At 72.8% G+C, this 26,286-nt stretch carries 20 protein-coding genes; 6 read left to right on the top strand and 14 right to left on the bottom strand.

Features of this window, described 5'->3' with window-relative positions; genetic code table 11:
* Positions 1 to 150: 150 nt before the first annotated feature.
* On the top strand, positions 151 to 516 hold the full coding sequence (locus tag C2865_RS32080) for a DsrE family protein (protein WP_106402385.1): 366 nt from the start codon (positions 151 to 153) through the stop codon (positions 514 to 516).
* Positions 517 to 520: 4 nt separating this feature from the next.
* Here C2865_RS32080 and C2865_RS32075 read toward each other — a convergent pair whose 3' ends face one another.
* From C2865_RS32075 to C2865_RS32065, 3 genes are all read right to left on the bottom strand, one after another.
* On the bottom strand, positions 521 to 790 hold the full coding sequence (locus C2865_RS32075) for a hypothetical protein (RefSeq protein ID WP_106402384.1): 270 nt from the start codon (positions 788 to 790) through the stop codon (positions 521 to 523).
* Between the two features lie 199 nt (positions 791 to 989).
* Entirely contained in the window at positions 990 to 1,703 is a 714-nt protein-coding gene (locus tag C2865_RS32070) for a type 1 glutamine amidotransferase (RefSeq protein WP_106402383.1), read from the bottom strand.
* The gene (locus C2865_RS32065; RefSeq protein WP_106402382.1) at positions 1,693 to 2,925 is read right to left on the bottom strand and encodes a Mur ligase family protein; all 1,233 of its coding nucleotides are present in this window, start codon (positions 2,923 to 2,925) and stop codon (positions 1,693 to 1,695) included. Before C2865_RS32065 ends, C2865_RS32070 begins: the two co-directional genes overlap by 11 nt.
* A gap of 271 nt (positions 2,926 to 3,196) precedes the next feature.
* On the opposite strand from C2865_RS32065, the gene C2865_RS32055 reads away from it, so the two are divergent.
* The 3 genes from C2865_RS32055 to C2865_RS32045 all read left to right on the top strand — a co-directional run bounded on the left by C2865_RS32055 (position 3,197) and on the right by C2865_RS32045 (position 9,252).
* Positions 3,197 to 4,786, top strand: coding sequence for a hypothetical protein (locus C2865_RS32055; protein ID WP_157963989.1), 1,590 nt, complete (start codon positions 3,197 to 3,199; stop codon positions 4,784 to 4,786).
* A gap of 180 nt (positions 4,787 to 4,966) precedes the next feature.
* The gene (locus C2865_RS32050) at positions 4,967 to 6,079 is read left to right on the top strand and encodes a hypothetical protein (RefSeq protein WP_106402379.1); all 1,113 of its coding nucleotides are present in this window, start codon (positions 4,967 to 4,969) and stop codon (positions 6,077 to 6,079) included.
* 365 nt (positions 6,080 to 6,444) lie between these two features.
* Positions 6,445 to 9,252, top strand: coding sequence for an ATP-binding protein (locus C2865_RS32045; protein ID WP_106402378.1), 2,808 nt, complete (start codon positions 6,445 to 6,447; stop codon positions 9,250 to 9,252).
* A gap of 264 nt (positions 9,253 to 9,516) precedes the next feature.
* Here the strand turns inward: C2865_RS32045 and C2865_RS32040 are convergent, their stop codons facing one another.
* From C2865_RS32040 to C2865_RS32030, 3 genes are all read right to left on the bottom strand, one after another.
* Positions 9,517 to 11,304 (bottom strand): hypothetical protein, encoded by a 1,788-nt coding sequence (locus C2865_RS32040; protein WP_106402377.1) that lies wholly within the window; start codon positions 11,302 to 11,304, stop codon positions 9,517 to 9,519.
* 212 nt (positions 11,305 to 11,516) lie between these two features.
* Positions 11,517 to 12,266: a DUF6177 family protein gene (locus C2865_RS32035; RefSeq protein ID WP_106402376.1), complete on the bottom strand. Its 750-nt coding sequence runs from the start codon at positions 12,264 to 12,266 to the stop codon at positions 11,517 to 11,519.
* The gene (locus tag C2865_RS32030; protein ID WP_106402375.1) at positions 12,263 to 12,592 is read right to left on the bottom strand and encodes a hypothetical protein; all 330 of its coding nucleotides are present in this window, start codon (positions 12,590 to 12,592) and stop codon (positions 12,263 to 12,265) included. The genes C2865_RS32035 and C2865_RS32030 overlap by 4 nt, the downstream gene beginning before the upstream one ends.
* Positions 12,593 to 12,694: 102 nt before the next feature.
* Between C2865_RS32030 and C2865_RS32025 the strand changes: the two genes are divergently transcribed.
* A complete protein-coding gene (locus C2865_RS32025; RefSeq protein WP_106402374.1) occupies positions 12,695 to 14,332 on the top strand; it encodes a MinD/ParA family ATP-binding protein in 1,638 nt (545 codons plus the stop codon).
* Positions 14,333 to 14,643: 311 nt separating this feature from the next.
* On the opposite strand, the gene C2865_RS32020 is transcribed toward C2865_RS32025, so the two are convergent.
* The 7 genes from C2865_RS32020 to eccD all read right to left on the bottom strand — a co-directional run bounded on the left by C2865_RS32020 (position 14,644) and on the right by eccD (position 21,171).
* Positions 14,644 to 15,768: a S8 family serine peptidase gene (locus C2865_RS32020; protein ID WP_157963988.1), complete on the bottom strand. Its 1,125-nt coding sequence runs from the start codon at positions 15,766 to 15,768 to the stop codon at positions 14,644 to 14,646.
* Between the two features lie 70 nt (positions 15,769 to 15,838).
* Positions 15,839 to 17,128 carry a hypothetical protein gene (locus C2865_RS41100; protein ID WP_232835915.1) on the bottom strand — a complete coding sequence of 430 codons (1,290 nt, stop codon included), beginning with the start codon at positions 17,126 to 17,128 and terminating at the stop codon, positions 15,839 to 15,841.
* Positions 17,129 to 17,139: 11 nt separating this feature from the next.
* Positions 17,140 to 17,556 (bottom strand): hypothetical protein, encoded by a 417-nt coding sequence (locus C2865_RS32010; protein ID WP_106402372.1) that lies wholly within the window; start codon positions 17,554 to 17,556, stop codon positions 17,140 to 17,142.
* Between the two features lie 72 nt (positions 17,557 to 17,628).
* Positions 17,629 to 17,925, bottom strand: coding sequence for a WXG100 family type VII secretion target (locus C2865_RS32005; protein WP_106402371.1), 297 nt, complete (start codon positions 17,923 to 17,925; stop codon positions 17,629 to 17,631).
* A gap of 9 nt (positions 17,926 to 17,934) precedes the next feature.
* Positions 17,935 to 18,249: a WXG100 family type VII secretion target gene (locus C2865_RS32000; protein WP_157963987.1), complete on the bottom strand. Its 315-nt coding sequence runs from the start codon at positions 18,247 to 18,249 to the stop codon at positions 17,935 to 17,937.
* A 172-nt stretch (positions 18,250 to 18,421) separates the two neighbouring features.
* Positions 18,422 to 19,804, bottom strand: coding sequence for a type VII secretion protein EccB (gene eccB, locus C2865_RS31995; RefSeq protein ID WP_106402369.1), 1,383 nt, complete (start codon positions 19,802 to 19,804; stop codon positions 18,422 to 18,424).
* Positions 19,804 to 21,171, bottom strand: coding sequence for a type VII secretion integral membrane protein EccD (gene eccD, locus C2865_RS31990; RefSeq protein ID WP_106402368.1), 1,368 nt, complete (start codon positions 21,169 to 21,171; stop codon positions 19,804 to 19,806). The genes eccB and eccD overlap by 1 nt, the downstream gene beginning before the upstream one ends.
* A gap of 142 nt (positions 21,172 to 21,313) precedes the next feature.
* On the opposite strand from eccD, the gene eccCa reads away from it, so the two are divergent.
* Positions 21,314 to 25,177: a type VII secretion protein EccCa gene (gene eccCa / locus C2865_RS31985; protein WP_332873405.1), complete on the top strand. Its 3,864-nt coding sequence runs from the start codon at positions 21,314 to 21,316 to the stop codon at positions 25,175 to 25,177.
* 27 nt (positions 25,178 to 25,204) lie between these two features.
* On the opposite strand, the gene C2865_RS31980 is transcribed toward eccCa, so the two are convergent.
* Positions 25,205 to 26,233: a S8 family serine peptidase gene (locus C2865_RS31980; RefSeq protein WP_157963986.1), complete on the bottom strand. Its 1,029-nt coding sequence runs from the start codon at positions 26,231 to 26,233 to the stop codon at positions 25,205 to 25,207.
* Positions 26,234 to 26,286: the final 53 nt, after the last annotated feature.

The following is a 26,286-nucleotide window of genomic DNA, read 5'->3' as shown; positions in this document are numbered from 1 at the left end:
GTTCTCACTGGGTCGCGCCTATATCACGCGACCAGTCACAGACTGCCTTCTGCATCTGCATACGGCAAATCATTCATGGTGAGATCAAGGAAATTTCCCTACGGAACGGGCAAGGGAAGACACCGAAAACCACGGAAGTAGGCTGCCGCCATGACTCGATCATTGGTGATCAAAGTAACAGCGGGTGCGGAGGCGTCCGAGCGCACCAATCAGGCCTTCACCGTCGCGGCGGCGGCGGTCGCCAGCGGGGTGGCCGTCTCGCTGTGGCTGACCGGCGAGGCCGCCTGGTTCGCGGTGCCGGGGAAGGCGGCGGAGTTCCCCGCCCTCCCCCACGCGACACCGGTCTCCGATCTGCTGCAGGTGGTCCTCTCCGGCGGCCGGGTCACCCTCTGCACGCAGTGCGCGGCCCGGCGCGACCTCACCGAGGCCGACCTCATCGAGGGCGTCCGCATCGCGGGCGCCCCGGCCTTCGTCGAGGAGGTCACCCGGGAGGGCGCGCAGGCCCTGGTCTACTGACGGCCTACTCGGGCTCCGTCCGCTGGGCGCGGCGCTGCACGTGCACCGCCGCCTGCTCCGCGGGCAGGTCGTCCGCGGGGCGGTCACCGGTGCGGGTCTCCTGCTCCACCCAGCGGCTGATGCCCATCTCGCCCTGATCCTCGACCTCGACGTTGAAGTCCAGGTCCCGGGGCGGGTCCTCCTCATAGGAGCGCACCAGTTCGTCCTGGAACTCCTGCTCGTCGTCGCCCATCTGCGGATCGTGATCCGGGATGCGCTCGTGCCTGTCGGGCATGTGCAGTCCTCCCCCGTGTGCTGGACCGTTCACTGGATCAACGGTCTGACGCCTCCCTTATCTGCCCGGCTTGGCGGAGAACATTCCGAATCCGGCGGCAACGCAGGAAGAAACAGCAGAATCAGCAGAAACTCGGATAAACAGCGAGAGCCGCACGGAGTCCTCCGTGCGGCTCTCGCCCGTCTTCGCCCGGGTGCGCTCAGCCCGGCAGGACCGCGCGCAGGCGCTCCTCGCGGAGCCTGCCCGACCAGGTGTCGTCCACCGGCTCCAGCCGCCGCCCGACCGCCCAGCCGAGCAGCAGGTCGGCCAGCGCGGGGTTGCGGACCAGGGCGGGGCCGTGCATGTAGGTGCCCATGACCTTGCCGCTGTAGGCGCCCTCGTAGCCGTCGCCGTTGCCGACGCCCACCGCGACCCGGGCCAGCGGTTTGACGCCCTCGCCCAGGAAGGTGACGCCCTGGTGGTTCTCGAAACCGGTGATCATCGGGACGCCCAGGGCGGGGTCGACCTCGCCGGCCAGCTCGCCGACCGCGCGGTTCTCGCCGCGGCCGCTGCGGATGTTGAGCAGGCCGAGGCCCTGGACGGGCTGACCCTCCTCGCCGCCGAACTCGTGGCCGAGCAGCTGGTAGCCGGCGCACACGGCGAACACCGAGGCACCGAACCCCACGGCCTTGTGCAGGCCGCCGTCGCCGTGCAGCCGCTGGGCCGCCAGGATCTGCGGGCGGTCCTCACCGCCGCCCAGCAGGTAGATGTCGCCGTCGACCGGCACCGGTTCGTCGGAGCGCACGTTGACGGTGCGGGTGGCGATGCCGCGCAGCTTGGCCCTGCGCTCCAGGACGATGCAGTTGCCGCGGTCGCCGTAGGTGCTGAGCAGGTCGGGGTAGATCCAGACGATCTTGATGGCGTCAGAGGGCACGGCCGTACCTCGTTCGGATGTTCTGGAAGGCGGTGTAGTTGGCGATCACGTCCAGCTTGCCGGGCGGGACGGCCATGACGGCCTGCTCGATGTCGTCGACCACCCGGAAGTCGACCTCGGCGGCCTCCAGCCGGGCGGCGAGGTCGAGCCTGCGCTCGCCGGCGGCCCACACGGGGCGCCCCCTGAGCACGCGGTAGTCCACGTCCCACAACCAGGAGGTGTCGCGACCGTCGGGGCCCTGGGCGTTGATGGCCAGGGCGACCGGGCCGGGCGCGGGCTCCAGCACGTCGAAGGCCTCCAGCCAGCCGGCCGGGTTCTTGGCCAGCAGCAGCCGGATGTCGCGGCCCTCGTGCTGGACCGTGGTGTAGCGGCCGGCCACCGAGGCGACCCGGCCCAGCAGCGGCAGCGCCTGCTCGGGCGCGATGCCGAACAGGGAGACCACGGCCAGCGACATCGCGCCGTTGGAGCGGTTGGCCCGGCCGGGCAGCTGCAGGTCCAGGTCGTAGGTGCGGCCGCCGGGGGCGGTCACCCGGTCGCCGTGCAGGATCCAGTCGGGCTTGGGGCGGGCGAAGGGGCACTGGCGGCAGGCCCAGTGGCTGGCCTCGCGGTCCAGCGGGCCGCCGCACTCGGGGCAGCACCAGGAGTCCTCGCGCCAGTGCTGGCCGGCGGCGACCCAGGTGACCTGCTTGGCGGTGGAGGCGCCCCAGGTGACCAGCGGGTCGTCGCAGTTGGCCACGACGTGGGTGTCCACGCCCTCCAGCGCCTTGCGCCACTTGCCCGCCAGCTGCCAGATCTCGCCCGCGCGGTCCATCTGGTCGCGGCTGAGGTTCATCAGCAGGACGACGTTGGCGCCGGTCTCCCTCAGCACCAGCGGCACGTACTTCTCGTCGCACTCCAGCACGCCGTAGCGGGCGCCGGGGGCGGCGGCCAGCGCGCTGACGTGGCCGGTGGGCATGTTCGCGCCGAAGGCGTTGGTGGCGACCTCGCCGAGCCCGCTCATCGCGCTGGCGATCAGCCGGGTCGTCGTCGTCTTGCCGTTCGTGGCGCTCACCAGCACCAGCTTGCGGTCGGCGGAGAGCCTCGTCAGCAGCTCGGGGTCGAGCTTGAGCCCGATCTTCCCCCCGATCACCGACCCGTCGCCGCGTCCGGCCAGCCGCGACATCCTGGACGCGGTACGGCCCAGCGCGACCGCCAGCTGCGACCGCAGCGGAAGATCACTCATGGAATCTCTTTCCCTAAAGCCTGACTGCACTCGACTCTAATGGGTGACCCGGTCATTACGGTGTTGATCTCGGCCGAACCACCGGCCGTACTACGGTCCGCTGTGCCACGCCTACAAATCGTATCAATGTGATGAACGCCGCATTAACCGGGATGGCCCAGCTAGACAAGCACACCAAATGCCACTTGTACCGAGGAATCTTCCTTGCGCCCCTACTCAGCGCAGCGACAAGGCAGAATCACCGGAGAACTTTGCGAGAAGGGTAAGTGCCATGCAGTGTCCGTCCTGCGCCGCGCCGGCGTCCGAGGGGCAATCGCACTGCGCCCGCTGCCACACCTCTCTGTCCGCGCTCGCCGGCGCGTATGCCGCGCCCACGAGCAGCACCGAGAAGACGATCATGTTCGACCGGGCGCCGTGGCCGCAGGCCGAGGAGCCGACCGGCTCCTGGACCCCCGTGCCTCCCGCCGGGTCCCCGGCCGAGACGCCCGTGGCGCCCGTGTCCGGGACGCCCGGGTCCGGTCTCCCCGTGCCCGCCGCGCCCGCGCCCGGGGAGTCCACCGAGTGGTGGACGCCCGCCATGGACGAGGCCTCCGGCCCCGTCCCGCTGCCCCAGCAGCAGGCGTGGGCCCCGCAGCCCGCGGCGCCGCAGGTGCCCGAGACGCCGGCCGTGCCGGTCGTTCCCGACTCCTGGTTCGCCGGTCCGGCGCAGGAGCAGCCCGCCGGCGGTCCCCCGAACGGGACCCCGCAGACGCAGACCGGTCCGTTCGTCCCGGTGTTCGACGAGACGCCCGAGCCGGCCGCCCCGCCCGTCGTCTTCCCCGCCGACTCCACCTTCGCGGCCATGGGCGCGCCCGACACCGCGCAGCCCGGCCACCCCGGAGCCCTGGCCGCCGAGCCGCCCCACGTCCCGCCCGTGCCGCAGAACGGGCTCGCGGCCGGGCCTCCGCACGCGCAGCCGGAGTACGTCCAGCCCGAGTACACGCAGCCGGAGTACGTCCAACCCGAATACACGCAACCCGAGTACGCGCAGCCGCACGCGCCCGCCTCCGGGCCGCCGTACGTCGCGTCCGCACCGCAGAACGCCTACGAGCAGCCGCAGCAGGGCTTCGCTCCCGTTCCCTCACCCGCGCCGATGGGCGGGCCCGGAGGGTTCCCGCAGCCGCCCGCCTGGGGCGCCCCTCGCGAGGAGAATCCGCGGTGGGAGGCCGGCGGGCCGCCCACGGCCCCCTCGCACCCCTCCCCGGCCGCCGGCGGCCGCGCCAAGAACAAGCCGCTCCTCATCGGGGTGGCCGCGCTGGTCACCGTCGCCGTGGCCTCGGTCGCCTTCGTGTTCCTCAACGGCGAGGACGAGAAGAAGAAGCTCCAACCGTCGCAGCCGCCCGTCGCGCAGCAGCCGGTGGACGCGCCCGCCGCCGAATCCGCCGCGGCGAAGCAGGCCAGGAAGGTGCAGGCGCTGCTCAACGCCAGCGCCAAGAGCCGGGGCGTGCTGGGCGGCGCGCTGGTGCAGGCCCGCAAGTGCAAGGGCCTTCCCTCCTCCATCTCCGCCATGCAGCAGGTCGCCCAGCAGCGGCAGTCGCAGTGGCAGCGGGCGCGGCGGCTGGACATAGCCGAGCTGCCCGACGCCGCGAAGCTGCGCGACTCCCTCGCCCGCTCCTTCAAGCTGTCGCTCGACGTGGACCTGGCCTACCTCGCCTGGGCGCGCGGCAACCAGGGCTGCAAGGGCAAGACCCCGCCCAAGGGCGCGGACTACAAGCGCGGCGCCGCGCTCTCGGCTCAGGCGACCCAGGCCAAGAGCAACTTCCTCAAGTTGTGGAATCCGGTCGCGCCCCAGTACGGGCTGCCCAAACGCAAGAGTTTCTGACGGGCGCCCGCGCGCCCCGTGCAGCGTGCTCGACGGGTCGTGATCGGGTGACCGCTGTAGTGTGTGGGTCGAAGAACGTCCTGGCTGCAAGTTTCCCCCGACTCGAGGCCGCCGATGCAGTGTCCCGAATGCCGTAGTGAGACCCCCGGTTCGCTCGGTCGATGCACCCGCTGCGATGCCGTGCTCCCGCAGGCCGACGAGGTCTCTCCGTGGAGCTCGGCGCCTGCCGGGAACGATCCCTGGCCGCCGGAGCCCTGGCAGCCCGAGCCCGTCCGGCAGGACCGGCAGGCCGGGCCGCCCCCGCAGGACGACCGGCCGTGGGCCGAGCAGCCGCAGGAGCCGCAGTGGGGCGGGCAGCCGCCGGAGCGCCCCTGGGGCGGGCAGCCCCCGGAGCGGCCGTGGTCGGACGGACCCCAGGAGCGGCCGTGGTCGGACGGGCCGCAGGAGCGCCCGTGGTCGGACCAGCCGGGTGACCGGCCGTGGGCCGGGCAGCCGCAACCCCAACCGCAACCCCAGCGGCCGTGGGCCGAGCAGCCGGGCGAGGCACGGCCCTGGGACGCCGACCCCGGACCCCGGCAGTGGGGCGGCGGGCCGCAGCAGCAGCAGTCCTGGTCGGCCGGCCCCGAGCAGCAGAACCCGCCGTCCCGCAACGACGGCGAGCAGTGGCTTCCCGACGAGGGGCCGCGCTGGCGGGGACCGCTGATCGCCGGTCTGATCGCCATGCTGCTGACCGCCGCGATCGTCGTCGGCTACGTCTTCTGGACCAAGGACGACGACGGTTCCGGCAGGACGGCCTCCCCGCCCGGCACCTCCCAAGAGCCCGGGAGCACCACCTCCCCCGACGACGCCGCGGAGGGCGACCCCGCCGCGGGCGACCCCCAGGTCGAGGCACAGGCGGTCGACACCCTGCTGGGCGACATGTCGGCCAGCCGCAAGAAGTTGTCGACCATCACCTACACGTGCGCGAACAAGGACCAGGACATCGCCACCTTCAAGACCGCCATCGAGGAGCGTGAGGGGCAGCTGTCCACCGCCGGCGAGCTGTCGCTCTCCGCGCTGGACAACGGCGAAGCGGTGAAGAAGGCGCTGGTCGACGCGCTCCAGGCCTCCATCGACTCCAACCAGGAGGCGCTCACCTGGCTGGCGGACGAGGACGGCTGCGACAAGGACGCCGCCGCGCGGCTGAAGGACGTCACCGACAAGGCGACCGACACCAAGCGGGAGTTCCTCGACCTGTGGAACCCGATCGCCACCGAGCAGGGCCTGCAGACCTGGACCCGCGAGACCATCTGACGCCCTCCCCCGCTCGTGCGGGATGCGGGACGGAACGAGGACGCGGGGCTTCTCCCCACGGCCTTCTCCCGCGCGTATGAGGAGGCGGAGACGATCCGGGACTTCCGGCAGAACTCGTCGGCCCTCTCCCCCGCACGCGGGGTCGCGAGACGGAATCGAGGGCAAAGGGCTCCTCACGGCCTTGCTCCCGCGTATGCCAGGAGGCGGGACGATCCTGGACTTCGGGGAGAGCTCGTCGGCCTTCTTCCGCGCTTGCGGGGCCGTGGACGGACGGAACGGGGCCGCGAAGGGATCGCCGTCCCCCCTCGCGGGTGGGGCTGTGGACAACGTGAGCGGCCGGCGGTTCTCGGCGGCATGATGAGGGGGTGGTGACCTCGCACGGGCCTTGGTTCCGGATCGAGGCGATCCCTGCGGCGCAGCGGGTCTCCTCGGCCGAGTGGGATTTCGTGACGGTGCTGCCCGCGGCGTTGTCGGCCGCGCAGCAGCGCCGCCCGTTCGTGGCGGGCTGGCTGTCCAGGGGCGGCGGTGCGCCGCTGGAGCTGGTCACGAACGCGGGGTCGGGCCAGGGTTCGCTGCTGTTCCCCAACGGCGCGCGGGGCGGGGTGTGCGGCGACGAGTGGCTGCGCACGGCGGCGCGCATGGTGTGGCGGCGCTGCCCGGGCCGGCAGGCGCCTCCCCTGGCCGGGACGGGCCACGAGCACTCCTCGTTGTTCGAGTCGATGCTGATGACCCTGCTGGGGCGGCCGTTCGGCTGGCTGGTGGCGGCCGAGCCGTGCCCCGAGCAGGAACTGGACGCCGAGCTGCGCGAGCTGCGGCACGAGCTGCGCATTCTGCGCCGCGACGAGCAGAACGACCCGGGGCGGGCCGAGCGGCGCATGGCGGAGCTCGACGCCTACCGGGAGGCCGGGTTGTGGCACGTGCGGGTGCTGGCGGGCGCGGCGACCCCCGCGGAGCTCGACCAGGTCGCCCCGGTGCTGGTGGGCTCGCTGGAGCTGGGCCACCACCCGTACCGGCTGCGCACCGGCCGCGGCTTCGGCACGCTCGCCGAGACGCTCGGCGGCACCGAGGACGGCTTCCCGTTCGCCTCGTCCGCCGGGGTGCTGGCCGCGTTGTCGGGGCTGCCGCGCCGCGAGGTGCCGGGGGTGCGGGTGCTGGACGGCGGGTTCTTCGACGTCACCTCCGAGACCCCGCCGGGCGGGCTGGAGCTCGGCGCCATCCTCGACGGGCAGGACCGCGCGGTCGGGCGGTTCTCGGTGCCGCTGGAGACGCTGAACAGGCACGCGTTCGTGACGGGCGCGACGGGTTCGGGCAAGTCCCAGACGGTGCGGCACCTGCTGGAGCAGCTGACGTACGCGGGCGTGCCGTGGCTGGCCATCGAGCCGGCCAAGTCCGAGTACGCGGCGATGGCGGGGCGGATCGACGCCCCGGTGACGGTGGTCAACCCGTCGGACCCGTCGGCGGTGCCGCTGTCGGTCAACCCGCTGGCGCCCGAACCGGGCTACCCCGTCCAGGCGCACATCGACATGATCCGCGCGCTGTTCCAGGCGTCCTTCGCCGCCGAGGAGCCCTTCCCGCAGATCATCGCGCAGGCGCTGCAGCGGGTGTACGAGGCGTGCGGCTGGGACGTGGTGACGGGCGGCGGCAGGCCCGGCGCGCGGGTCCCCCCGGCCGTCCCGACGCTGGAGCAGCTCCAGCAGGCGGCGATGGAGGTCATCGACGACGTCGGCTACGGCAAGGAGCTGATGTCGGACGTGAAGGGCTTCGTCGACGTGCGGCTGCGCTCGTTGCGCATCGGCTCGGCGGGGCGGTTCTTCGAGGGCGGGCACGACGCCGACATCGGCGGGCTGCTGCGCGAGAACGTCGTGCTGGCGATCGAGGACGTCGCCAACGACGAGGACAAGGCGTTCCTCATGGGCACGCTCATCATCCGGGTGGTGGAGCACCTGCGGATGCGGGCGCGCGCCGGGCGGACGCGGGGGCTGCAGCACGTCATCGTCATCGAGGAGGCGCACCGGCTGCTGCGCCACCGGGAGGGCTCCTCGGCGCACGCGGTCGAGCTGTTCGCCGGGATGCTCGCCGAGATCCGCGCCTACGGCGAGGGCATCGTCGTGGCCGAGCAGATCCCGGTGAAGCTCATCCCCGACGTGGTCAAGAACACCGCGCTGAAGATCGTGCACCGGCTTCCCGCGCACGACGACCGGCATGTGGTGGGTTCGGCGATGAACCTCGACCCCGACCAGTCGCGCGAGGTGGTGTCGCTGCGCCCGGGGGACGCGGCGGTCTTCGCCGACGGGATGGACCGGCCGCTGCGGGTGCGGGTGCCCTGGGGCGAGGACCGCGAGGAGTCGCGTCCGGGGCCGCCGCCGCCCGTCCGGGGGCGCCGCTCGGTGGCGTGCGGCGCCGAGTGCCGCTCCCGGCGCGCCTGCTCGCTGAGCGAGCTGCGCAAGGCCGACCTCCTGTCGGGCGACGCCGAGCACGCCTGGTTGCGGTTGTGGGCCGACGTCCTGGTGCTGGCGCACCTGGTCGACCGGCCGCCGCCGTCCGTCCCGCCCGACCTGGCGCGCGCCTGGTCGCGGCTGGCCTCCCGCACCCGCGAGTGCATGCTCGCCACCGTCCTGGACCGCTCGGTCGGCCGCCGCGCGCTGGCGCTGCGCACCGACTTCGACCCGTCCGCCCTGACGTCCGCGGTCGCCGAGACCGCCGCGGCGCTGCTGTCCGCAGGTCCCTCGGACGCCCCCCGTGCCACGCCGGGGCCGGGCTTCGTGATCCCGCAGCTGCGCTGGCTGCACGAGATGGACAAGCTCTTCCCCCTGGACGCCCCCGACCCTGATCCGAACTCTCCGGCGCCCCCGCTGGACTACGTGCTGCCCGGCCTGCGCCGCCAGCCTCCCGACGCGAAGCTCGGCCACCGGCTGCGCGCCCTCAGCCGTCATCCGCTGTCCCCCGCCCTCCCCGCCAACCGCCCCGTGGCTCATGACGCGCTGCTGGGCGTCCCGCCCGACCCGTACGAGGACGACCTCGTGCTCGTCTCGGTCGGCCTGGAACCCGACGCCCGCCTGCGCCACCTCTCCGAGACGCTGCGCACCCCGTGGCTGGAGTCCGTCCTCACCTGGCCCGACCGCTTCCTCTCGCCCCCCGACGACCCCGGCCCCGCGGACCGCCCTTCACCCTGACCCGAACGATCTCCCTCCCGGAGGACACGAACCACAGCCCGCCCTGCCCGTGGCCGGTCCCCTCCCGGCAAGCATCCTTCGCCCTGGACCGGGGCCGGTCTCCAAGACGCCCGCCGTCAGCAGGCACCCCACCACGGCGAAAAACCGGATGCCGCAAGCGGGCTTCGCCCTGGACCAAGGCCCCGCCCGGGACGCGCACCGCCGGCGGGCGTTCCTCCGCAGTGGCGGGATGGGCGCTGGGGGCGGGCTTCGTTTCGGGTCGGGTCAGTCTTCGGGGGGCGGGGGGTCGGCGGGGTCTTCGGCGGGGAGGGGCTGGGCGGTGGGGAGCGTCATGATGCCCGGGTTGGCGTCCACCAGGTGGGTGCTGTTGGCGTGGGTGAAGACCATGGCGGTGGGCGGGAGGTCCTGGAGCTGGCGGCGTTCGGGGCGCAGTTCGCGGGTGCGCTGGGGGGCCTGGGCGTCGGCGACGGTGCCGGGCCAGGGGCCGGTGGAGATGAGGTCGATCAGGGCCGGGCGGCGGGGGCGGGGGGCCGTCAGGGGGGCGGTGAGGGCGTGCTCGCCCATGGCGCGGCGGGCGAAGGCGACGGTGCTGAAGTAGGGGTCGATGGGCTCCTCGGGGGCGGCCTTCTCGGTGGCCTCGGCGAGGACGAGGTGGGACTCGGCGCCGAGGTAGTCGGCCGCGGCCGCCGCGTCGGAGGCGTTGCCCAGGCGCATGAAGCCGACGGCGCTGTTGCCGCGGCCGAGGCGTTCGCGCACGTGGGAGGGAATCGTGCGGTACATGAGGACCAGGCCGGTCCCGGTGGTCTCGCATGCGTCCGTCAGCCGGTCCAGGACGTCGCCGCGGAGTTTCTCCGCCCCGCACAGGAAGAGGGTCTGGCCCCACGGCCGGTGGGCGGGCGTCTGCCGGAGCAGGTGGGTCAGCGCGGTCGTGACGTAGGTGGCGAGGACCTTGTTGGTCAGGACGCCTGCCCTGCGGTCCAGGGAGATGACGCGCAGCGGGGCGGGCGGCAGGTGGACCGCGTCGGTGCCGAGGTCCTCCAGTTTGCGCAGCTGCGACTCCAGCGTCCAGGCGCGTTCCAGCACGACGCGGTCGGCGGCGTCGCGCCCGAAGAGGGTGGAGACGCGGTCGAGCTGCTCCTCGGTGAGCAGGCCCGCCCGCAGGTCGTCCCGCGGGTCGCCGACCTGGGCCAGCGCCCGCAGCGCCGCGGTGATCTGGGCGATGCGCGGGGTGCCGCCGAGCACCGGGATGAGCCGCTCCAGGAGGGAGTTGTCGATCGAGGTGTCCCGGACCGAGGAGCGGGTCTCGGTGGCGCCGACCACCACCGACAACACGTCCGCCAGTTCGGCCGGGCTGAGCCGGGTGCCGAGGTCGAGCCGTTTGAGGTCGTCGGGCAGCACCCACACCAGCGGGTCCTCGCCGGACAGCCGCAGCAGGTCGCGGGCGACCGCGCCCTCCGACAGGTCGAGCACGGTGACCTGGGAGCCGGCCTCCAGCCGGGCGGCGCCCATCATGGTGACGGCCGCGGCCCAGCCCGCCAGGGTGCCGCCGGCGATGTCGACGCGGTCGACGCCGGGCGGGACCGTCACCGGGTGCCACTCCCGCTGGTTCTCGTAGGCGGCGCGGTCGGCCTCCCACTTGCGGCGGGCCAGCGCGTAGCCGTTCTCGGCCTCGGCCCTGCGCTGCGCGATCCGGGCCTGGGCGTGCTCGCGGCGCCGCCGGTCGGCGCGCCTGCGGATGCGCGCCGCCTGCTCGCCCTGCCAGACCGCCCAGCCGGTGATGCCGATGACGCTGAGGCAGGCCAGCAGGCCGACCAGCGCGAACGCCCACTGCAGCCAGTCCCCGAAGCCCAGCACGAGGAAGAGCAGCCCGCCGATCGCCGCGCCGGCCGCGGTGTACTTCAGCGGGCGGTTGCGCAGCGTCTCGCCCTGGTACTGCTCGGCCTCCTCCAGCCAGGTGGGGGTGCCCGCCACGTACGGGTGCGGAGGCCGCGGCTCGGGCCCCGGATCGGGGTACTCCTGGTCGTAGCGCCAGCCGACATAGACCCGGTCCATCACCGCGTCGTCCGCCTCGCCGCGTCACTCAAGGTCAGCGCCCTCTGCTCCCCGGTTGGTTTCCTACCTGCCCAGCGTAAGAAGGTTGCCGTCTTCCCGCGCCAAGTTCAAGGAACATGCCACCACCCTCCTCGCTAAGTATGACAAGTCACCAGAAAAGTCACTTCTAGCGCGAACTTCTTCGCCCGCCGACCGCATCAGGCCACCCGCGCTCAGAGCTGGATGGGGACCGGCGCGCCGGTCCAGCGCGGCTCGACGGTCAGGTCGGGGCGGCCGAAGCGGACCTGGGCGGAGGCGGCCGTCACGCCCGGCAGCTTGGCGACGATGCCGCTCATCTGGGGCACCGGGACCGTCGAGGGGTCGGCGAAGCCGATGACGACCGTCGACTGCTCCAGGTGGGAGCCGTCCGGCAGGGGCATGACGGACGTCGAGGCGACCATGCCCGCCGAGCAGACCACGACGGCGCGCCCGGGGCGGCTGCCCAGCTCCTCGGTGAAGCGCGCCCTGTCCCAGCGCATCCCGGCGGGCTCGGTGCGGCCCCAGCCCGTCGGCGGGTAGCCCAGGACCGCCTGGCAGACCTGGGCGAGCGCGCCGGCGAGCGGCTCGCCCTGCGGCACGCGGCTCTCCATGGTGAGGAACAGCTGGCCGCCGACGGCCGTCTCGGACCTGGCGGTGAATCCGGGGGCGTGCCCCGGCGCCTGCGGGTCCGGGGAGAAGCACTCGCCGTCCCACCTCAGGTAGTGGCCGGTGAGCCCGTCGTAGAAGACCGTGCCGTCCGCGACGACCCAGCGGTCGTCCGCGCCCATCAGCGCGAGGCTGAGCGGCAGTGTCAGCCGCGAGGTCGGCGGGGTCACCACCTGCAGCGCCCTGCCCTCCGGCGCCATCCAGCCCAGCAGCGGCACCACGGCCCGGTCCTGCAGCAGGACGGACGCCTTGGCCGTGAGGACGTCGGAGACGCTCATCTGCTGCTCCAGACCACGCCGCTGAACCGCCCGGCCAGCTCGGAGGCGAGCTCGCGCGCGACGGCCGCGGCCTCCTCCAGGTCTCCGGCCGCGCGCACGTCCACCCACCACACCGGCGGGTCGGCGCGCACGCCCAGCAGCCGCTCGATCTCCCCCTGAGCCTCCACCAGCACCGGGCTCTCGACGGTCAGCACCAGCCGGCCCGCGTCGTCGAAGACCTGCACCGGCCAGCCCGTCCCGTTCACCCGGAACACGCTCCCGCAGGCCTCCGCCACTCCCGCGACGTCGGGCTCCCGCCTCCCCAGAACCACCAAGTCCTTGGACACCCGACGCCCCCTCCCCGATCCGGCAGCCCGCCGATCCTAATCCCACAACCACCACAACTCACCACTAAACTCACTCCCACCGTCTCAGGGGGAAGGCTCGCGGTGTCCGACTGGCAGATCTCCACGCTCCGCGCTCTCGGCCTGTCCGCCCGCGGCCTCGCCGGCGGCGTCCCGCCCGGCTCCACCGACCCCCTCGCCTCCCCCTTCGGCACCCGCCGCGACGCCCCCTCCCCCATCATCGCCGCCGCGGCCCAGCCCTCCCCGCTCACCCCGCCCCCCTTCCCTCCTCCGCCCGCACCGCACGACCCCCTCGCCTCCGGCCATCAGACCGGACCGGCACCCGCTCCGAGCGCCCACGCGCCCCAGAACGAACCGCCCCCCTACACCGCGCCTTCCCCCGCCGCCCCGGCTCCGGAGGCCCAGCCGGGCCAGAGCGAACCGCCGCCCTACGGCGGAGGGACCCCGGCCGCCCCCGCACCGCACGACCCCCTCACCGCACGCCCTCCGGTCCCGGAGGCCCAGGCGATGCGGGGAGAGCCGCCCCACGGCGGAGGAGGCCCGGTCGTTCCCGCGCCGCCGGACCCCCTCGCCGCGCGTCCCCCGGCTCCTGTTCCAGAGGGCCGGAGCGAACCGGCTCCTTACGGCGGAGTGCCGCAGCCGAGCACGCCCCCCGTCGCGGAGGCGGGGCAGGGAAGAACGGTCGCGCCCGTGTACCCGGGTGTGCAGCACGACCCGGGAGCGGGCGTTCACCCGGATTCGGGCGGCCATGAAGCGGCCCTGTACGGGGGCGCCGGGATGCCGGGGGGCCCGACCCCGGAAGAGGAGGCCTGGGCGCAGGGCTCTCCTTCGTCGGGGACGCCGATCGCGGACGAGCTCGTGCGGCGGATGCGGCACGGGGATCCGCTGGCCCGGCGGATGGGGCGCGGGGTGCGGCGGGCCGTGGGCGCGCGGGCCGCGCAGACGGTGCGCGAGCAGGAGGCCGCCGCCGGGATCCTGGGGCAGGTGGTCAGCTCCTGCCGGAGGATTGCCGTCACCAGCCTGCGCGGCGGGGCCGGCAAGACGACGGTGACGGCGCTCGTCGCACGGACCATCGCAGCGCACCGCGGCGACCGCACGCTCGTCCTGGACGCCGACCCGAGTCTCGGCTCGCTGCCGCTGCGGCTGGGCGTCGACGCCGAACGCGCCTACCGCGGCCTGACGACGCTGCCGAACTGGGAGGCCGCCCAGTCCTACCTGACGCAGGCCGGGGAGCGCCTGTGGGTGGCGTCCGCCTCGGCCTCACGCTCCCTGGACGACGAGCTGACCCTCGCGGAGTTCCAGACCGCCCAGGGCGAGTTCAGCCGCTACTTCGGCATCAGCCTCGTCGACTGCGGCCCCGGTCTCACCTCGGACCTCCACCAGGGGATCCTGGCCTCGTCCCACGCCCAGATCCTCATCGCCCCCGCCACCGCCGACGGCGCCCTCAGCACCCGCAGCGCGCTCGACTGGTTCCTCCGCAGCCCCCACTCGCACCTGCTGCAGCGCACCCTCGTCGTCCTGGTCACCCACACCCCTCACCTGGACGGCGACCTGAACCGCTCCCGCGCCCTCCTGGCCGCCGAAGGCGTCCCCGTCATCCACCTCCCCTACGACCGCCACCTGGCGGCGGGCACCGCCGTGGACCCCGCCCTCCTGGCCGAGACCTCCCAGGCCACCGCCATCCACCTGGCCACAGCCGCCTTCACCCGGGCCACCACCTGACGCCTGAAGCCCCCGCGCCGCGGACTGCGCGAGCCGGTCCACGAGCCCTGTCTTGCGCTCCTCGCCCATCTTCCGCCAGCCCGGCGACCGCCAGGAGACCTGCAGGACCGTCTCCTTCAGCTTCACCAGGACGGTGACGCCTACGGCGGTCTCCTGCCAGCAGGAGTCGACGGCCTCGACCTCGACGGGCTTCCGGCACTCCCTCACCCCGGAGAGCGCCTCGAAGACGCCGTTGCCCTCGTGTTCAGGAGGGCGTCGAGCCCAGGAGGAGATCCGTTCGGTGTGGAGCCGGCCACAGGCTCCCCTCTTGGTCAGAGCTGTGGGCGTTGCTGCTGCGTCCTGCGTTTTCTGCGGAAGACGAGGAGGCCCGAGACGGCTGCGGCAAGAGTGAAGAGGAGTCCGCCGATGAGCCAGGGGCCGTAGCGCTCCCGGTCGCTGGTGATCTCTCGGCGGTCTTCGGGGTCGCCGCCGACGGTGAAGGGCGGGGGGTTCTCGAGGAGTTCCTTCCGCTCGGCCTGCTTCTTGGTGAAGGCGTCGAGGCGGTCGTAGACCGGGTTGGCGAAGCCGGCGGGGACCTCGGCGGTCATGGCGCGGTCGGGGCGGATGAGGCCGTAGCCGGTGAAATCGTCGCGGCCGGGGGTGTGGACGTCCTGGGCGGTGTACAGGAGGCGGGAGACGATCTGGCGGGCGCTCTCGCCGGGGTGTTTGGCCCGGAGCAGGGCGACGGCCGCACTGGTGTAGGCGGTAGCAGTGCTGGTGCCGCCGTCGTCCAGGGCCGCGGCGCCGGAGTAGGACAGGCCGAACACCTTCTCGGAAGGCGCCGCCACCGCTATGTAGTCTTGTTCGAGCGCTTTCTTCCGCGGCTTCAGTTTTCTGGACAGGCCGCCGACGGCGACGACACCGGGGCACATGGCCGGTTGGAAGGTCAGGTTGGAGTCCGAGCGGTTGTTCCCCGCGGCGGCCACCAGTACCACGTCGCGTTCCGCCGCATAGGCGATGACGTCCTCCAGGTCCGCGTCGCAACGGAGATCGTTGATCACGGGATTGACCGACGAGAACGACATGCTGACCACGTCGGCCCCCTGGTCGATCGCGTAGCGGATGGCGAGCTCGCTGCGGTCGAGGGCCGTGATCGAAACGGCGAGCACGGTGACGTCCGGCGCCACCCCCACGTAGCCGCTTCCCCCGCCCTGCGCCGCGATGGCGGCGAGCATGCCCGTTCCGTGGTGTTTGTCTATCCCGCCCTTCAAAGCCGGATTCTGGCGCTTGTTGAACTTGTCGCCTTCGCGGACGTCGGCTCCGTCGAACTCCGGCAGGTCGAGGTTGGGCCTGCTGTCGATGAGCGCGATGGTGACGCCGCGGCCCGTGCTCTGCTCCCAGGCCTTCTGGACGCCCATCGCGGAGAGCCACCACTGGTCCCCACGTGGCTTCGGCACAGCGAAAGCGGGGCCGGCGCCGGCCACGAGGGACAACGCCAGCCCCGCTGCGAGCGTCCTGCGGAACATCTCAGCCGATCACCGAAGGGGGAACGTCGGCATCGGTTCCCCAGACTTCCTCGTCCTCCGACAACCAGGTGGTGCGGGTGTGCTCCTCGCCCTCGCCACCGCCGGCACCGCCGGCGCGGGCCCCGCCGATCGGCATGCCGCCGCGCATGGCCGTCTGCTGACCGGCGCGGGAGGACAGAGCCGATTCCCCGTGCGCCCCGCCGATGACGTGACCGTGGGGGCCCTGGCTCAAGGCGGTCCGGGGGAGGGTGCCTCCCGGAGACCGGAGACCGGGGCCGTTCGGTCCGGTGGGAGCGGTCGGGGCGTACCCGGTGGGCGGGGTGGCGAACGGTCCGGGCCCGCCGGGGCCGGGGAGTTGTCCCGGGCCGAGGGGCTGAGCGGGCGGTCCGGTGTTCGGTCCCGTGGGGGTCAGGTTGAAGGGGTTCTGGTTCGGCCCCTGGTAGGGCTGGCTCCCCGCCAGGTCGGTGCCGTTGCCGGGGCCCCCGGGGCCCCCGGGAGTCGGGATCCCGCCGGGACCGCCCGGTCCACCGGGACCACCGGGACCGTTGATCCCGCCGGGACCGCCAGGACCACCCGGTCCGCCGGGCCCACCTGGACCGCCGGGACCGCCGGGACCGTTGATCCCGCCGGGGCCGCCTGCGTACAGGCCGTCGTCGTAGTCCGGTGTCCAGGAACCGGTGCTCCCGTTGCCGGTCCCGTTCCCGTTCCCGTAAGGCCCGTAAGGCGAGTAGCCGCCGGGTCCGCCAGGACCGCCCGGCCCGGAGATCTTCGGATCCTCCCCGCCCTGCACCTCCGGGAAGACCACGCTGAGCTGGGTGGGGAGGCCGTTGTTGGCCTCGGCGACGCGGTCGTTCATCCGGTCGAGGAGCTGGCGGGCGTTGTCGTCGTCCCCCTCGGTGCGGATGAACCCGTCGGTCATGCTCTGGGCGCTGTCCTTGTAGAACGGCAGGATCGTGGTGCCCAGCCACTTGTAGGTCTCCCCGGCCGCGGCGACGTTGGCGCTGATGCCCGTGGTGGCGGTGTGGAGCTGGGAGAACACCTGCAGGGTCAGGTCCGCGTTGGGGCCGCGCCAGACGGCGGCGAGCGCCTCGGCGTGCGCGACGAGGTTCTCGGCGTGCGTGTTGAGACGGCCGGCCATCTTCACGTACATGTCGCCGGTGCCCGTCACGCTCGCGATGTCCACGCTGCGGATGATGGACTTGACGCTCTCCATGTCGACGCTCTGCGGGGTCGGTGCGGGGGCGCCGGTCGGAGTGGCCTGGGGCTCGTCGAGCCTGCTCTGCTCAGCCATGCGTGTCCCTTCTACGCGCCGAGCCTACGGATGTACGCCTCGATCTGGTCCTCGGCGTTCTCGTAGTTCGTCCTGGTGTTCTGCAGCCCGTTGATCACGCCCACGTAGGCGAAGCGCAACCGGACCATGGCCTCCAGCAGCGCGCCGTGCGTCTGGCCCGACGACGCCTTGAGCTTCTGGGCGACCTCGGAGATGCCGAGATAGGCGCCGGAGACCGAGTTGGCCGACGCGAAGCTCTGGATGTCGGCCTCCAGCGCGGCGAGGTCGCGCTTCAGCTTGCCCGCGATGTCGTTGAGCCGGTCGCGCTCCACGTCGATGTCGCCGGTGGCGCGCGGCGCCGTCCAGACCGACATGGGGCCCGTGCTGGGGGTGTGCCGGCTCAGGTCGTTCTCGACGCCCGAGCCGTTCGGGTGGTACTGATCGCCCAAAGTACTGCCCTCGGATGGCTAGTGAGCGGCAGAACGCCGCCCCCGCGAGGGAGGCGGCGCCTGTCTTGTCCGTCAGCCCCAGATACGCCGGTTGGCGTTCTCGGTGTCCTGGTAGTTCTGGTTGGCGTTGCCGATCGCGGCACTCATCGCGTTGATGGTGTTCGCGACGTCCTGGCAGGCCTTGTCCCAGACGCGCTTGGCCTCCCAGTAGGCCTGGACCGCGTCGCCCTCCCACTCGGTGAGGTTGGACTCGAGGTACTTCTCCAGGCTGTTCAGCCGGTTGTTCAGGTCGTTGTAGACCCGGCGGAAGTCGGCCTGACCGTCGGCGAGGGCGCCGAAGTTGACTTTTGTGTAGTCCGTGGGAGCCACGTCAGTCCCCTAGTTGTTGAGCAGGGCGTTCAGCCGCTGGATGTCCGCCTGCGTCTGGTCTTCGTTGGCCTCGTACCGGATCCGGTTGTCCACGAGCTTCTCGTGGATCTTGTCCAGCTGCTCGAGCGTGGTACGGAAGGCCTGGTCGAACTCGGTGAAGACCTTGTTGAAGGCGAGGGAGGCGTTGCCGACCCAGCCCTCCATCATCGCGCCCTTACGGCCGTTGAGCCCGGTCTGCATGCCCCGGATGTCGTTCGCAGCGTCTTCGATCTGCGAGGCGGCCTGGGCCATTTTGGCCCTATCAGCACCCGAAGTGGGAGCCACCCGTCACCTCCATATATGCGACAGAATTTCCGTTTCGCAAAGCGACGATCACGATACGCACATCGGCCCGGCCCTGCCACTTGACAATAGGAAACCCAGACGCTGCGTTATGTAACCGTTATCCCATCTGCCCCTTCCGTCATGGCGCCGGCTTCGCTATTTAGGTGAAATTTCAAGGGATCTGCCGCACCGCCGCGCTGCCGTCCAGCGCCGGCCCCTGGGGCATGAGCTGCATCAGGTGGGACAGGACGGGACGGGCCTGGGCCTGGGTGTATCCCAGCTTGGTGAGGTCCTGGGCGGTGGGGATGGCGAACTTCCGGCCGTCCTCGGTGATGAGGACGTGGGCGGTGGTCGTCTCGTTCTGGGTGACCGCGGCCAGGACGCCGGTGCCGGGGCGCATGATGACCTGGTCCAGCGCTCCCTCGCGGGTGCCGACGGCGGCCGGGTCGGCGATGGCCGGCAGGGACGCGCCCAGCGCCAGGCCCGCCTCGGGCTCGCCCGGATCGGCGTAGGAGGCGCACAGCGGCTGCGAGCCGTCGTAGGCCACGACGCGGGGCGGGTCGGCGGGCAGGCCGGTCGCGGCGAGCCGCGCGGCCTTCGCCCGGTTGGCGACCGTGCGGGAGATCGGGACGATCGCCGGGGCGCCCGGGGTGTTCTCCAGCAGCCAGGCCTCGGTCCGGGTCAGGGGTGCCAGCCCCTCGCGCAGCAGCACGAACCACTGCTGCGCCGAGACGCCGGAGTCCTCGACCGTGTAGACCTGACCGATCTTCGCCTTTCCCCCGGCCGGGGCGGAGCCGCGGGTGCCGTAGCCGGGGATGGAGGGCGCCTTGAACTGCGCTCCCGGCACCAGCCCGTTCAGCCACACCGGCGGCACCTCGAGCGGCTGGTAGTCGCGGGCGAGCTGGTAGTCGCGGATGAGCGGGCGGAGGAACGCCTTGTGCAGTTCCATCCTGGTCCCGTCCGCGACCAGCCAGTAGCGGCCGTTCGCCGCGACGATGACGCCCGTCCCCGCCTCCAGCGGGGTGCCGCCCAGCTCCCGTCCGACGGCCAGGGTCGAGGCCGGGATCCGCATCCCGTTGTGGGAAACCGTGCTGACGCAGACCGACCACGGGGCGCCGACCAGCGACGACGGCAGTGCGTCCGGCGCACCGGGGATGCCGATCAGCGGCCCGCGCTGGAACTTCGACAGGGACTTGGTCGCCACGGTGCGCACCTTCACCTCCCCGCCCTGGACGGCCAGCCGCGCCGAGGCGTAGTTGGCCGCCGTGCACAGCCTGTCCTTCTGCGTCTGGCACATGACGTACTTGGTGCCGGTGCCCTTGGCGATGAGCACCGTCGCCTCGTCCATGTTGCGGATCGAGCCGTCCTTGGTGATGAGCCCGGCGATGCCCCAGCCGGCGATGAGCAGGACGCCCACCATCAGCCCGCTGAAGATGCCGATGCCGATGCGGCGCAGCGGCCGGTCGGCGTTGTCGGGTTCGCCGAGCAGGAGCGCCTGCCCGGCGCGCATGGTCATCAGGCGGTGCGCCTGGACGAGGTCCTTGCGGGTCAGCATCAGCCCACCGACGCGGCCATGCCGCGCACCTTGTCCAGCAGCCCGACCACGCCGAAGGCCAGCGGGATCAGGGCGACGATCAGCGTGAGGTCCAGGATGTCGAGCATGCGGGCCCACACCGGGGACGGGTGGGCGCCGGGCAGCCACAGCCCGATGCCGATGACCGCGGCGGCCACCACGACCAGCGGGGCCAGGGCCGCGCCGGTGAAGACGGCCGGGTCGAGGCCGGCGCTGAGGTCGGCCGTCAGCAGGGCGAGCCCGGCCAGGCCCGGCACGATCAGCCACAACCGCTGGCCGCGGCCGCCGAAGACCCGGGCGCGCAGCAGCAGGACGAGCGCGACGACGCCCGCCATGGTCGGCGGGGACCAGCCGTCGCCGGACATCAGCAGGACCATGGCGACGGCGGCGGCCAGCCCGATCCCGGCGTTGACGCCGGTGACGATCCGGTCGGCGACGGCCGTGCGGTCCAGCACGGCCTGCCCGTCCACCATCAGGGTGTCCGAGCGCAGGTCCTCGGCGCTGGTCGGGACGGGCGGCAGCGTCACCCGCGACAATCGGAAGGCCAGCGCGGGGGTGAGCGGGGTGAGCGCCAGGACGGGCGCGACGATGATCGCCGCGGTGCCCGCCCCGCCGAGGCCGGGGAAGCCCAGCCCGATTCCGCCCGCCAGCGTGCCGATCAGTCCGGCGAGCGCGTACCCGGCGAAGACCGACAGGCCGTCGCTCACCGCGAAGCCCGCCAGGACGGCGACCAGCAGCATGACCGCGCCGCCCGCCAGCAGCTGGGCCGCGCCGAGTTCGGCTCCGGGGGCGAGGAAGCCCGCCAGGAAGCCGTAGAGCAGCGCGAGGTGGCCGAGCACGGCGCCCGCTCCGGCGTCGCCCTTGGCCCGGGACGCCGCGGCGGCCCCGCCGAGCAGCAGGACGGTGACGGCTCCGGCCAGGTAGGGCGCCCACCCGCCGCCCCTGGTGACGATCAGGTACGCGCCGAAAAGGAGGATGAAGGCGCCCGCGCCCAGGCCCGTGGCCCTGGTCAGGGCGGGCTTCCACCGGTCGGGGCGTTCCCGGACGGCGGTCGCGATGACGTCGGGGACGTCGTCGAACGCCGGTTCGGGCAGCGGCGCCATCTGCGGCCGCAGGTAGAGCACCTCACCGTCTTTGACATTCGCCTGCTGAGGCGAGATTCCGAGGTCGAACGGCGCCTCGTCCAGCCGTTGCAGCACCCATCCGCCGTGCGCCAATCCGGAATTGGCCAGGTCAGGGCCGGAATTGCGGATCAGTACCGGAAGCAGCGAGCCGAACGGGACGTCGGCAGGCAGGGACAGGTCGATACGGCGGGCAGGACCGGCGACGGTGATCCTGCACAGCTCCACCGGGTTCCTCCAGTCGCTGGGGAGTTCATAAGATCACGGGTCTCTAGGATGCTCGTTCATACCAAAGGTGGACGACGAGGGGGAACTTACAGCGATGAGCACGGAGCTGGTCCGTCGCGGCGAACGTCGCAAACCGCCCCAAATGCCACGCGGAGAGATCCTCCTGGAATCTCCCCCGGAGATCCCGGAGCAGGTCTCCGAAGGCGGCCGCCAGGCGCTGATGTACCTGCCGATGATGGCCGGGTCCGGGGCGATGATCCTCATGGTCGCCCAGCCCGGCTCCAGCCCCCTCACCTGGGTGGCCAGCGGCCTGTTCGCCGTCTCCATGCTGGGCATGATGGTCGGCCAGCTGGGCCGCGGCAGCGGCGAGCGCAAGGTGAAGCTGAACGCCGAGCGCCGCGACTACCTGCGCTACCTCGGCCAGGTCAGGACCAAGGTGCGCACCGCGGCCAAGGAGCAGCGCGACGCGCTGGAGTGGGGCAGCCCCGACCCCGCCGCGCTGCCCACCCTGGTGATGAGCGACCGGCTGTGGGAGCGCCGCACCACCGACGACGACTTCGTCAACGTGCGCATCGCCCGCGGCCCGCAGCGGCTCGCGCTGGAGCTCATCCCGCCGGACAGCAAACCGGTCGAGGACCTGGAGCCGATGACGGCCGGGGCGCTCGGCCGCTTCACCCGCACCCACTCCACCGTCCCCGACCTGCCCGTCGCGGTGGCGCTGCGCTCCTTCGCCCGGGTCGTGCCCGGCGGCGACCCCCGCACCGCCCACGGCCTGACCCGCGCGATGCTGCTGCACCTGGCCGCCTTCCACACCCCCGACGACGTGCGCATCTCCGTCTGCGCCTCGCCCGAGCGGCTCGCCGCGTGGGACTGGGTGAAGTGGCTCCCGCACGCCCTGCACCCCACCGAGCTGGACGCCGCCGGACCCGCCCGGCTCATCACCACCGGCCTGGGCGACCTGGAGAAGATGCTGGAGATCCAGAACCGCCCGCGGTTCGGCCGCGGCCTGTCCCTGGACGACCTGCCCTACCACGTGGTCGTCCTCGACGGCGGCCAGGTGCCCTACGACACCCAGCTCGCCGAGGGCATCGAGGGCGTCACCGTCCTCGACCTGGCCGAGACGCTCCCGCCGGTCAGCGACGACCTGACGCTGCGGCTGCGGGCGGCGCCCCGGCAGATGGCGATGATCACCCGCGACCACACCGGCCGGGAGGCCGCGACCCGCATCGGCGTGCCCGACCAGGTGTCGATCCCCCAGGCCGAGGCGCTCGCCCGCCAGCTCGCGCCGCTGCGCGCCAGCGCCGCCGAGGAGGCGGGCGAGGACGCGCTGGCCGGCGCGACGACGCTCACGCAGCTGTTCGGCATCACCGACCCCCGCCGGGTGGACCTGGCCTCCTCCTGGCGGCCGCGCCCGCCCCGCAGCCGGCTGCGCGTGCCCGTCGGCGTGGACCCCTCCGGGCGCCCCGTCGAACTCGACATCAAGGAGGCCGCGCAGGGCGGCTTCGGCCCGCACGGCCTGTGCATCGGCGCGACCGGCGCCGGAAAGTCGGAGTTCCTGCGCACCCTGGTGCTGGGCCTGGCGATGACGCACTCGTCGGAGGTCCTCAACTTCGTCCTCGTCGACTTCAAGGGCGGCGCGACCTTCCTGGGCATGGACGGGCTGCACCACGTGTCCGCCGTCATCACCAACCTCGAGGACGAGCTCCCCCTCGTCGACCGCATGTACGACGCGCTGCACGGCGAGATGGTCCGGCGACAGGAGCTCCTGCGCGCCGCGGGCAACTACGCCTCGCTGCGCGACTACGAGAAGGCCCGCGAGCAGGGCGTGGACCTCAAGCCGATGCCCACGCTCTTCCTCGTCCTGGACGAGTTCAGCGAGCTCCTGTCGGCCAAGCCCGAGTTCGCCGAGCTGTTCGTGATGATCGGACGGCTCGGCCGTTCGCTCGGCGTGCACCTGCTGCTGGCGTCGCAGCGCCTGGAGGAGGGCAAGCTGCGCGGCCTGGACACGCACCTGTCGTACCGGATAGGTCTGCGCACGTTCTCGGCGATGGAGTCGCGGGTCGTCCTGGGCGTCCCGGACGCCTACGAGCTTCCGCAGGCTCCCGGCCACGGTTACCTGAAGGTCGGCACCGAGCAGATGACGCGGTTCCGCGCCGCGTACGTGTCGGGCCCCGTCTCCGAGGAGGTCGCCGCGGCCTCCGGCATGCAGGACTCCTCCGGGCAGGCGCGCAGGATCGTCCCCTACACCGCGACGCCCGCTCCCCTGGCCGCACAGGAGCGGCAGGAGCCCGCACAGCAGGAGCCCGAGCGCAAGGAGTCGCAGGAGACCCTGTTCGACGCCGTCGTCAAGCAGATGAACGGGCTCGGCCCCGCCGCCCACCAGATCTGGCTGCCGCCGCTGGCCGAGCCCCCCACCCTGGACGGCCTCATCCCCCGCGACGGCGGCAGACGCCCCCTGCACACCGTCGTCGGCATCGTCGACCGGCCCTTCGACCAGCGCCGCGACCCGTTCTGGCTCGACCTGTCCGGAGCCGCCGGGCACGTCGGCGTCGCGGGCGCGCCGCGCAGCGGCAAGTCCACCGCGCTGCGCACGCTCATCTGCTCGCTGGCGCTCCAGCACACGCCCCGCGAGGTGCAGTTCTACTGCCTGGACTTCGGCGGCGGCTCCCTCGCGCAGCTGGCGGGGCTCCCCCACGTCGGCGGGGTCGCCTCCCGGCTCGACGCCGACCGCGTGCGCCGCACCGTCGCCGAGGTCACCACGCTCCTGGACCAGCGGGAGCGGCGCTTCGCCGAACTCGGCGTCGACTCCATGGACTCCTACCGCCGCAGGCGTGCCGCCGGGGAGTTCGCAGACGACCCGTTCGGCGACGTCTTCCTCGTCGTGGACGGCTGGCTCACCCTCCGCCAGGACTACGAGGCGCTGGAGGAGGCCGTCACCGAACTGGCGTCGCGCGGTCTCGGCTACGGCGTCCACGTCGTCGCCGCCACCCACAAGTGGTCGGAGTTCCGGATGTCCATCCGCGACCTCTTCGGCACCCGCCTGGAGCTGCGCCTGGGCGACCCGTACGAGTCCGAGGTGGACCGCAGGCTCGCCGCGAACGTCCCCGAGGACGCGCCCGGCCGCGGCCTGACCCGCGAAGGGCTGCACTTCCTGACCGCGCTCCCCCGCGTGGACGGCGTGCAGAACGCCGACGACCTCGCCGAAGGGGTGCCCGACCTCGTCAACCGCCTCGCCGGATCCTGGCAGGGTCCCGGCGCGCCGAAGGTCCGGCTGCTGCCGTCCCTGCTGTCGGTCGAGGAGATGCCCAAGGACGGCGGCAAGAAGATCCCCATCGGGATCGACGAGGACTCGTTGTCGCCGGTCATGCTCGACTTCACCGCCGACCCGCACTTCCTGGTCTTCGGCGACACCGAGTGCGGCAAGTCCAACCTGATGCGCCTCATCGTGGAGGGCATCACCGGCCGGTTCACCCCCGCGGAGGCCCGGCTGATCTTCCTGGACTACCGGCGCTCCATGCTGGAGGAGGCCGGCACCGAGCACCAGATCGGCTACGCCGCATCCTCGACGGCGGCCGAGCCGCTGCTCAAGGGCATCCACGGGGCGCTGATCAACCGGCTGCCCCCCGCGGACCTGACCCCCGTGCAGCTCAAGGAGCGCTCCTGGTGGTCGGGCGCCGACCTGTTCGTGGTCATCGACGACTACGAACTGGTCGCCACGTCCAACAACCCGCTGAGCCCGATCGTGGAACTGCTGCCGCAGGCCCGCGACATCGGCCTGCACATCATCCTCGCCCGCGCGGGCGGCGGAGCGGGACGCGCCATGTACGACCCGGTCGTCCAGCGCATCCGCGAGATGAGCTCGCCCGGCCTGATCATGTCGGGCAGCAAGGACGAGGGCGCGCTGCTGGGCAACGTCCGCGCCGAGGCGCTGCCGCCCGGCCGTGGCCGGCTGGTGGACCGGCGCGCGGGCGTCCGGCTGATCCAGACCGCCTACCGGGGCGGCTGACCCGCCGCCCGGCCGGTCCGGACCCGCCTACCCGGGCGGCCGGCCGGCCGCCCAGCGGCGACGGCGGCCGTGCGGCACCGCCGACCCGACGGCGAGCGCCACGGCCGCCGTCCCCAGGGCGGCGCCCATGACGCCCAGCGCGATGTTCCCGGGCCGGTCGTCCTCCTCGGGCATCCGGGGCATGTGCACGTCGCGCGGCTCCATGCCCGCCTGCTCGGCGGCCATCTGAGCACTGACGGCCTGCAGCGGGTTGACCAGGCCGCCGCCGCTGCCGAGCCCCTTGCTGCCGTCCGCGGTCGTCTCGATCCGCCGCACGACCTCCGCGGCCGCCATCTTCGGGTACGCCGCCCGCACCAGCGCGGCCACCCCCGAGACGAACGGCGCGGCGAAACTGGTGCCCTCGTACCCGAACGACCATCCCGAACCCGGCCACGTGCTGGTGATCCCGATCCCCGGGGCGACGACGGAGACCCGCGTCGCGACGTCCGAGAAGGCCGTCACCTTGCCCGTGCTGTCCACCGCGCCCACCGAGAGCACCCCCGGATACTGCGCGGGGTACGCGGGCACGGCCGTCCCTGTGTTCTTCGGGTCGACGTTCCCCGCCGCCGCCACGACCACCACGTCCTTCTTCTGCGCGTACTCGACGGCCTGGCGCAGCACCTTGCTGTTCACCGCCGTCTGCGCCGAGACGTTGATGACCCGCGCCTTCTGCTTGACGGCCCGCAGGATCCCCTGGGCGAGCAGCAGATCAGAGTTGTTCCGCTCGTCGGCGGCCACCTTGATGGACAGGATCCGCGCCCCCGGGGCCACCCCCACGAACGGCACCTCCGGCAACTGCTTCGCCGCGATGATCCCCGCGACTCCCGTCCCGTGCGCCGCGCAGTCGGACAGCTCCGTCCGGGTCAGGTCGACCGCCCCGGCGGACTGCCCCTTCAGCTGCGGGTTCCCGAAGTCCACGCCGCTGTCCACCACGGCCACCACGACCCCCCGCCCGGTCGTCAGCCGGTGCGCCTCGGTCACGTTCAGCACCTGCTGCGCCCACGGCTCCCCGCCCATCTTGGCCTTCCCCGGCGGTATCTCACACCCCGCGGGAGCCGCCTGCGCGGCAG

The sequence above is a fragment of the Actinocorallia populi genome (genome assembly GCF_002995495.1).
GTDB classification, from domain to species: domain Bacteria; phylum Actinomycetota; class Actinomycetes; order Streptosporangiales; family Streptosporangiaceae; genus Actinocorallia; species Actinocorallia populi.
Note: the sequence above shows the minus strand (reverse complement) of the source record. Positions and strands in the feature narration are given on the sequence as shown.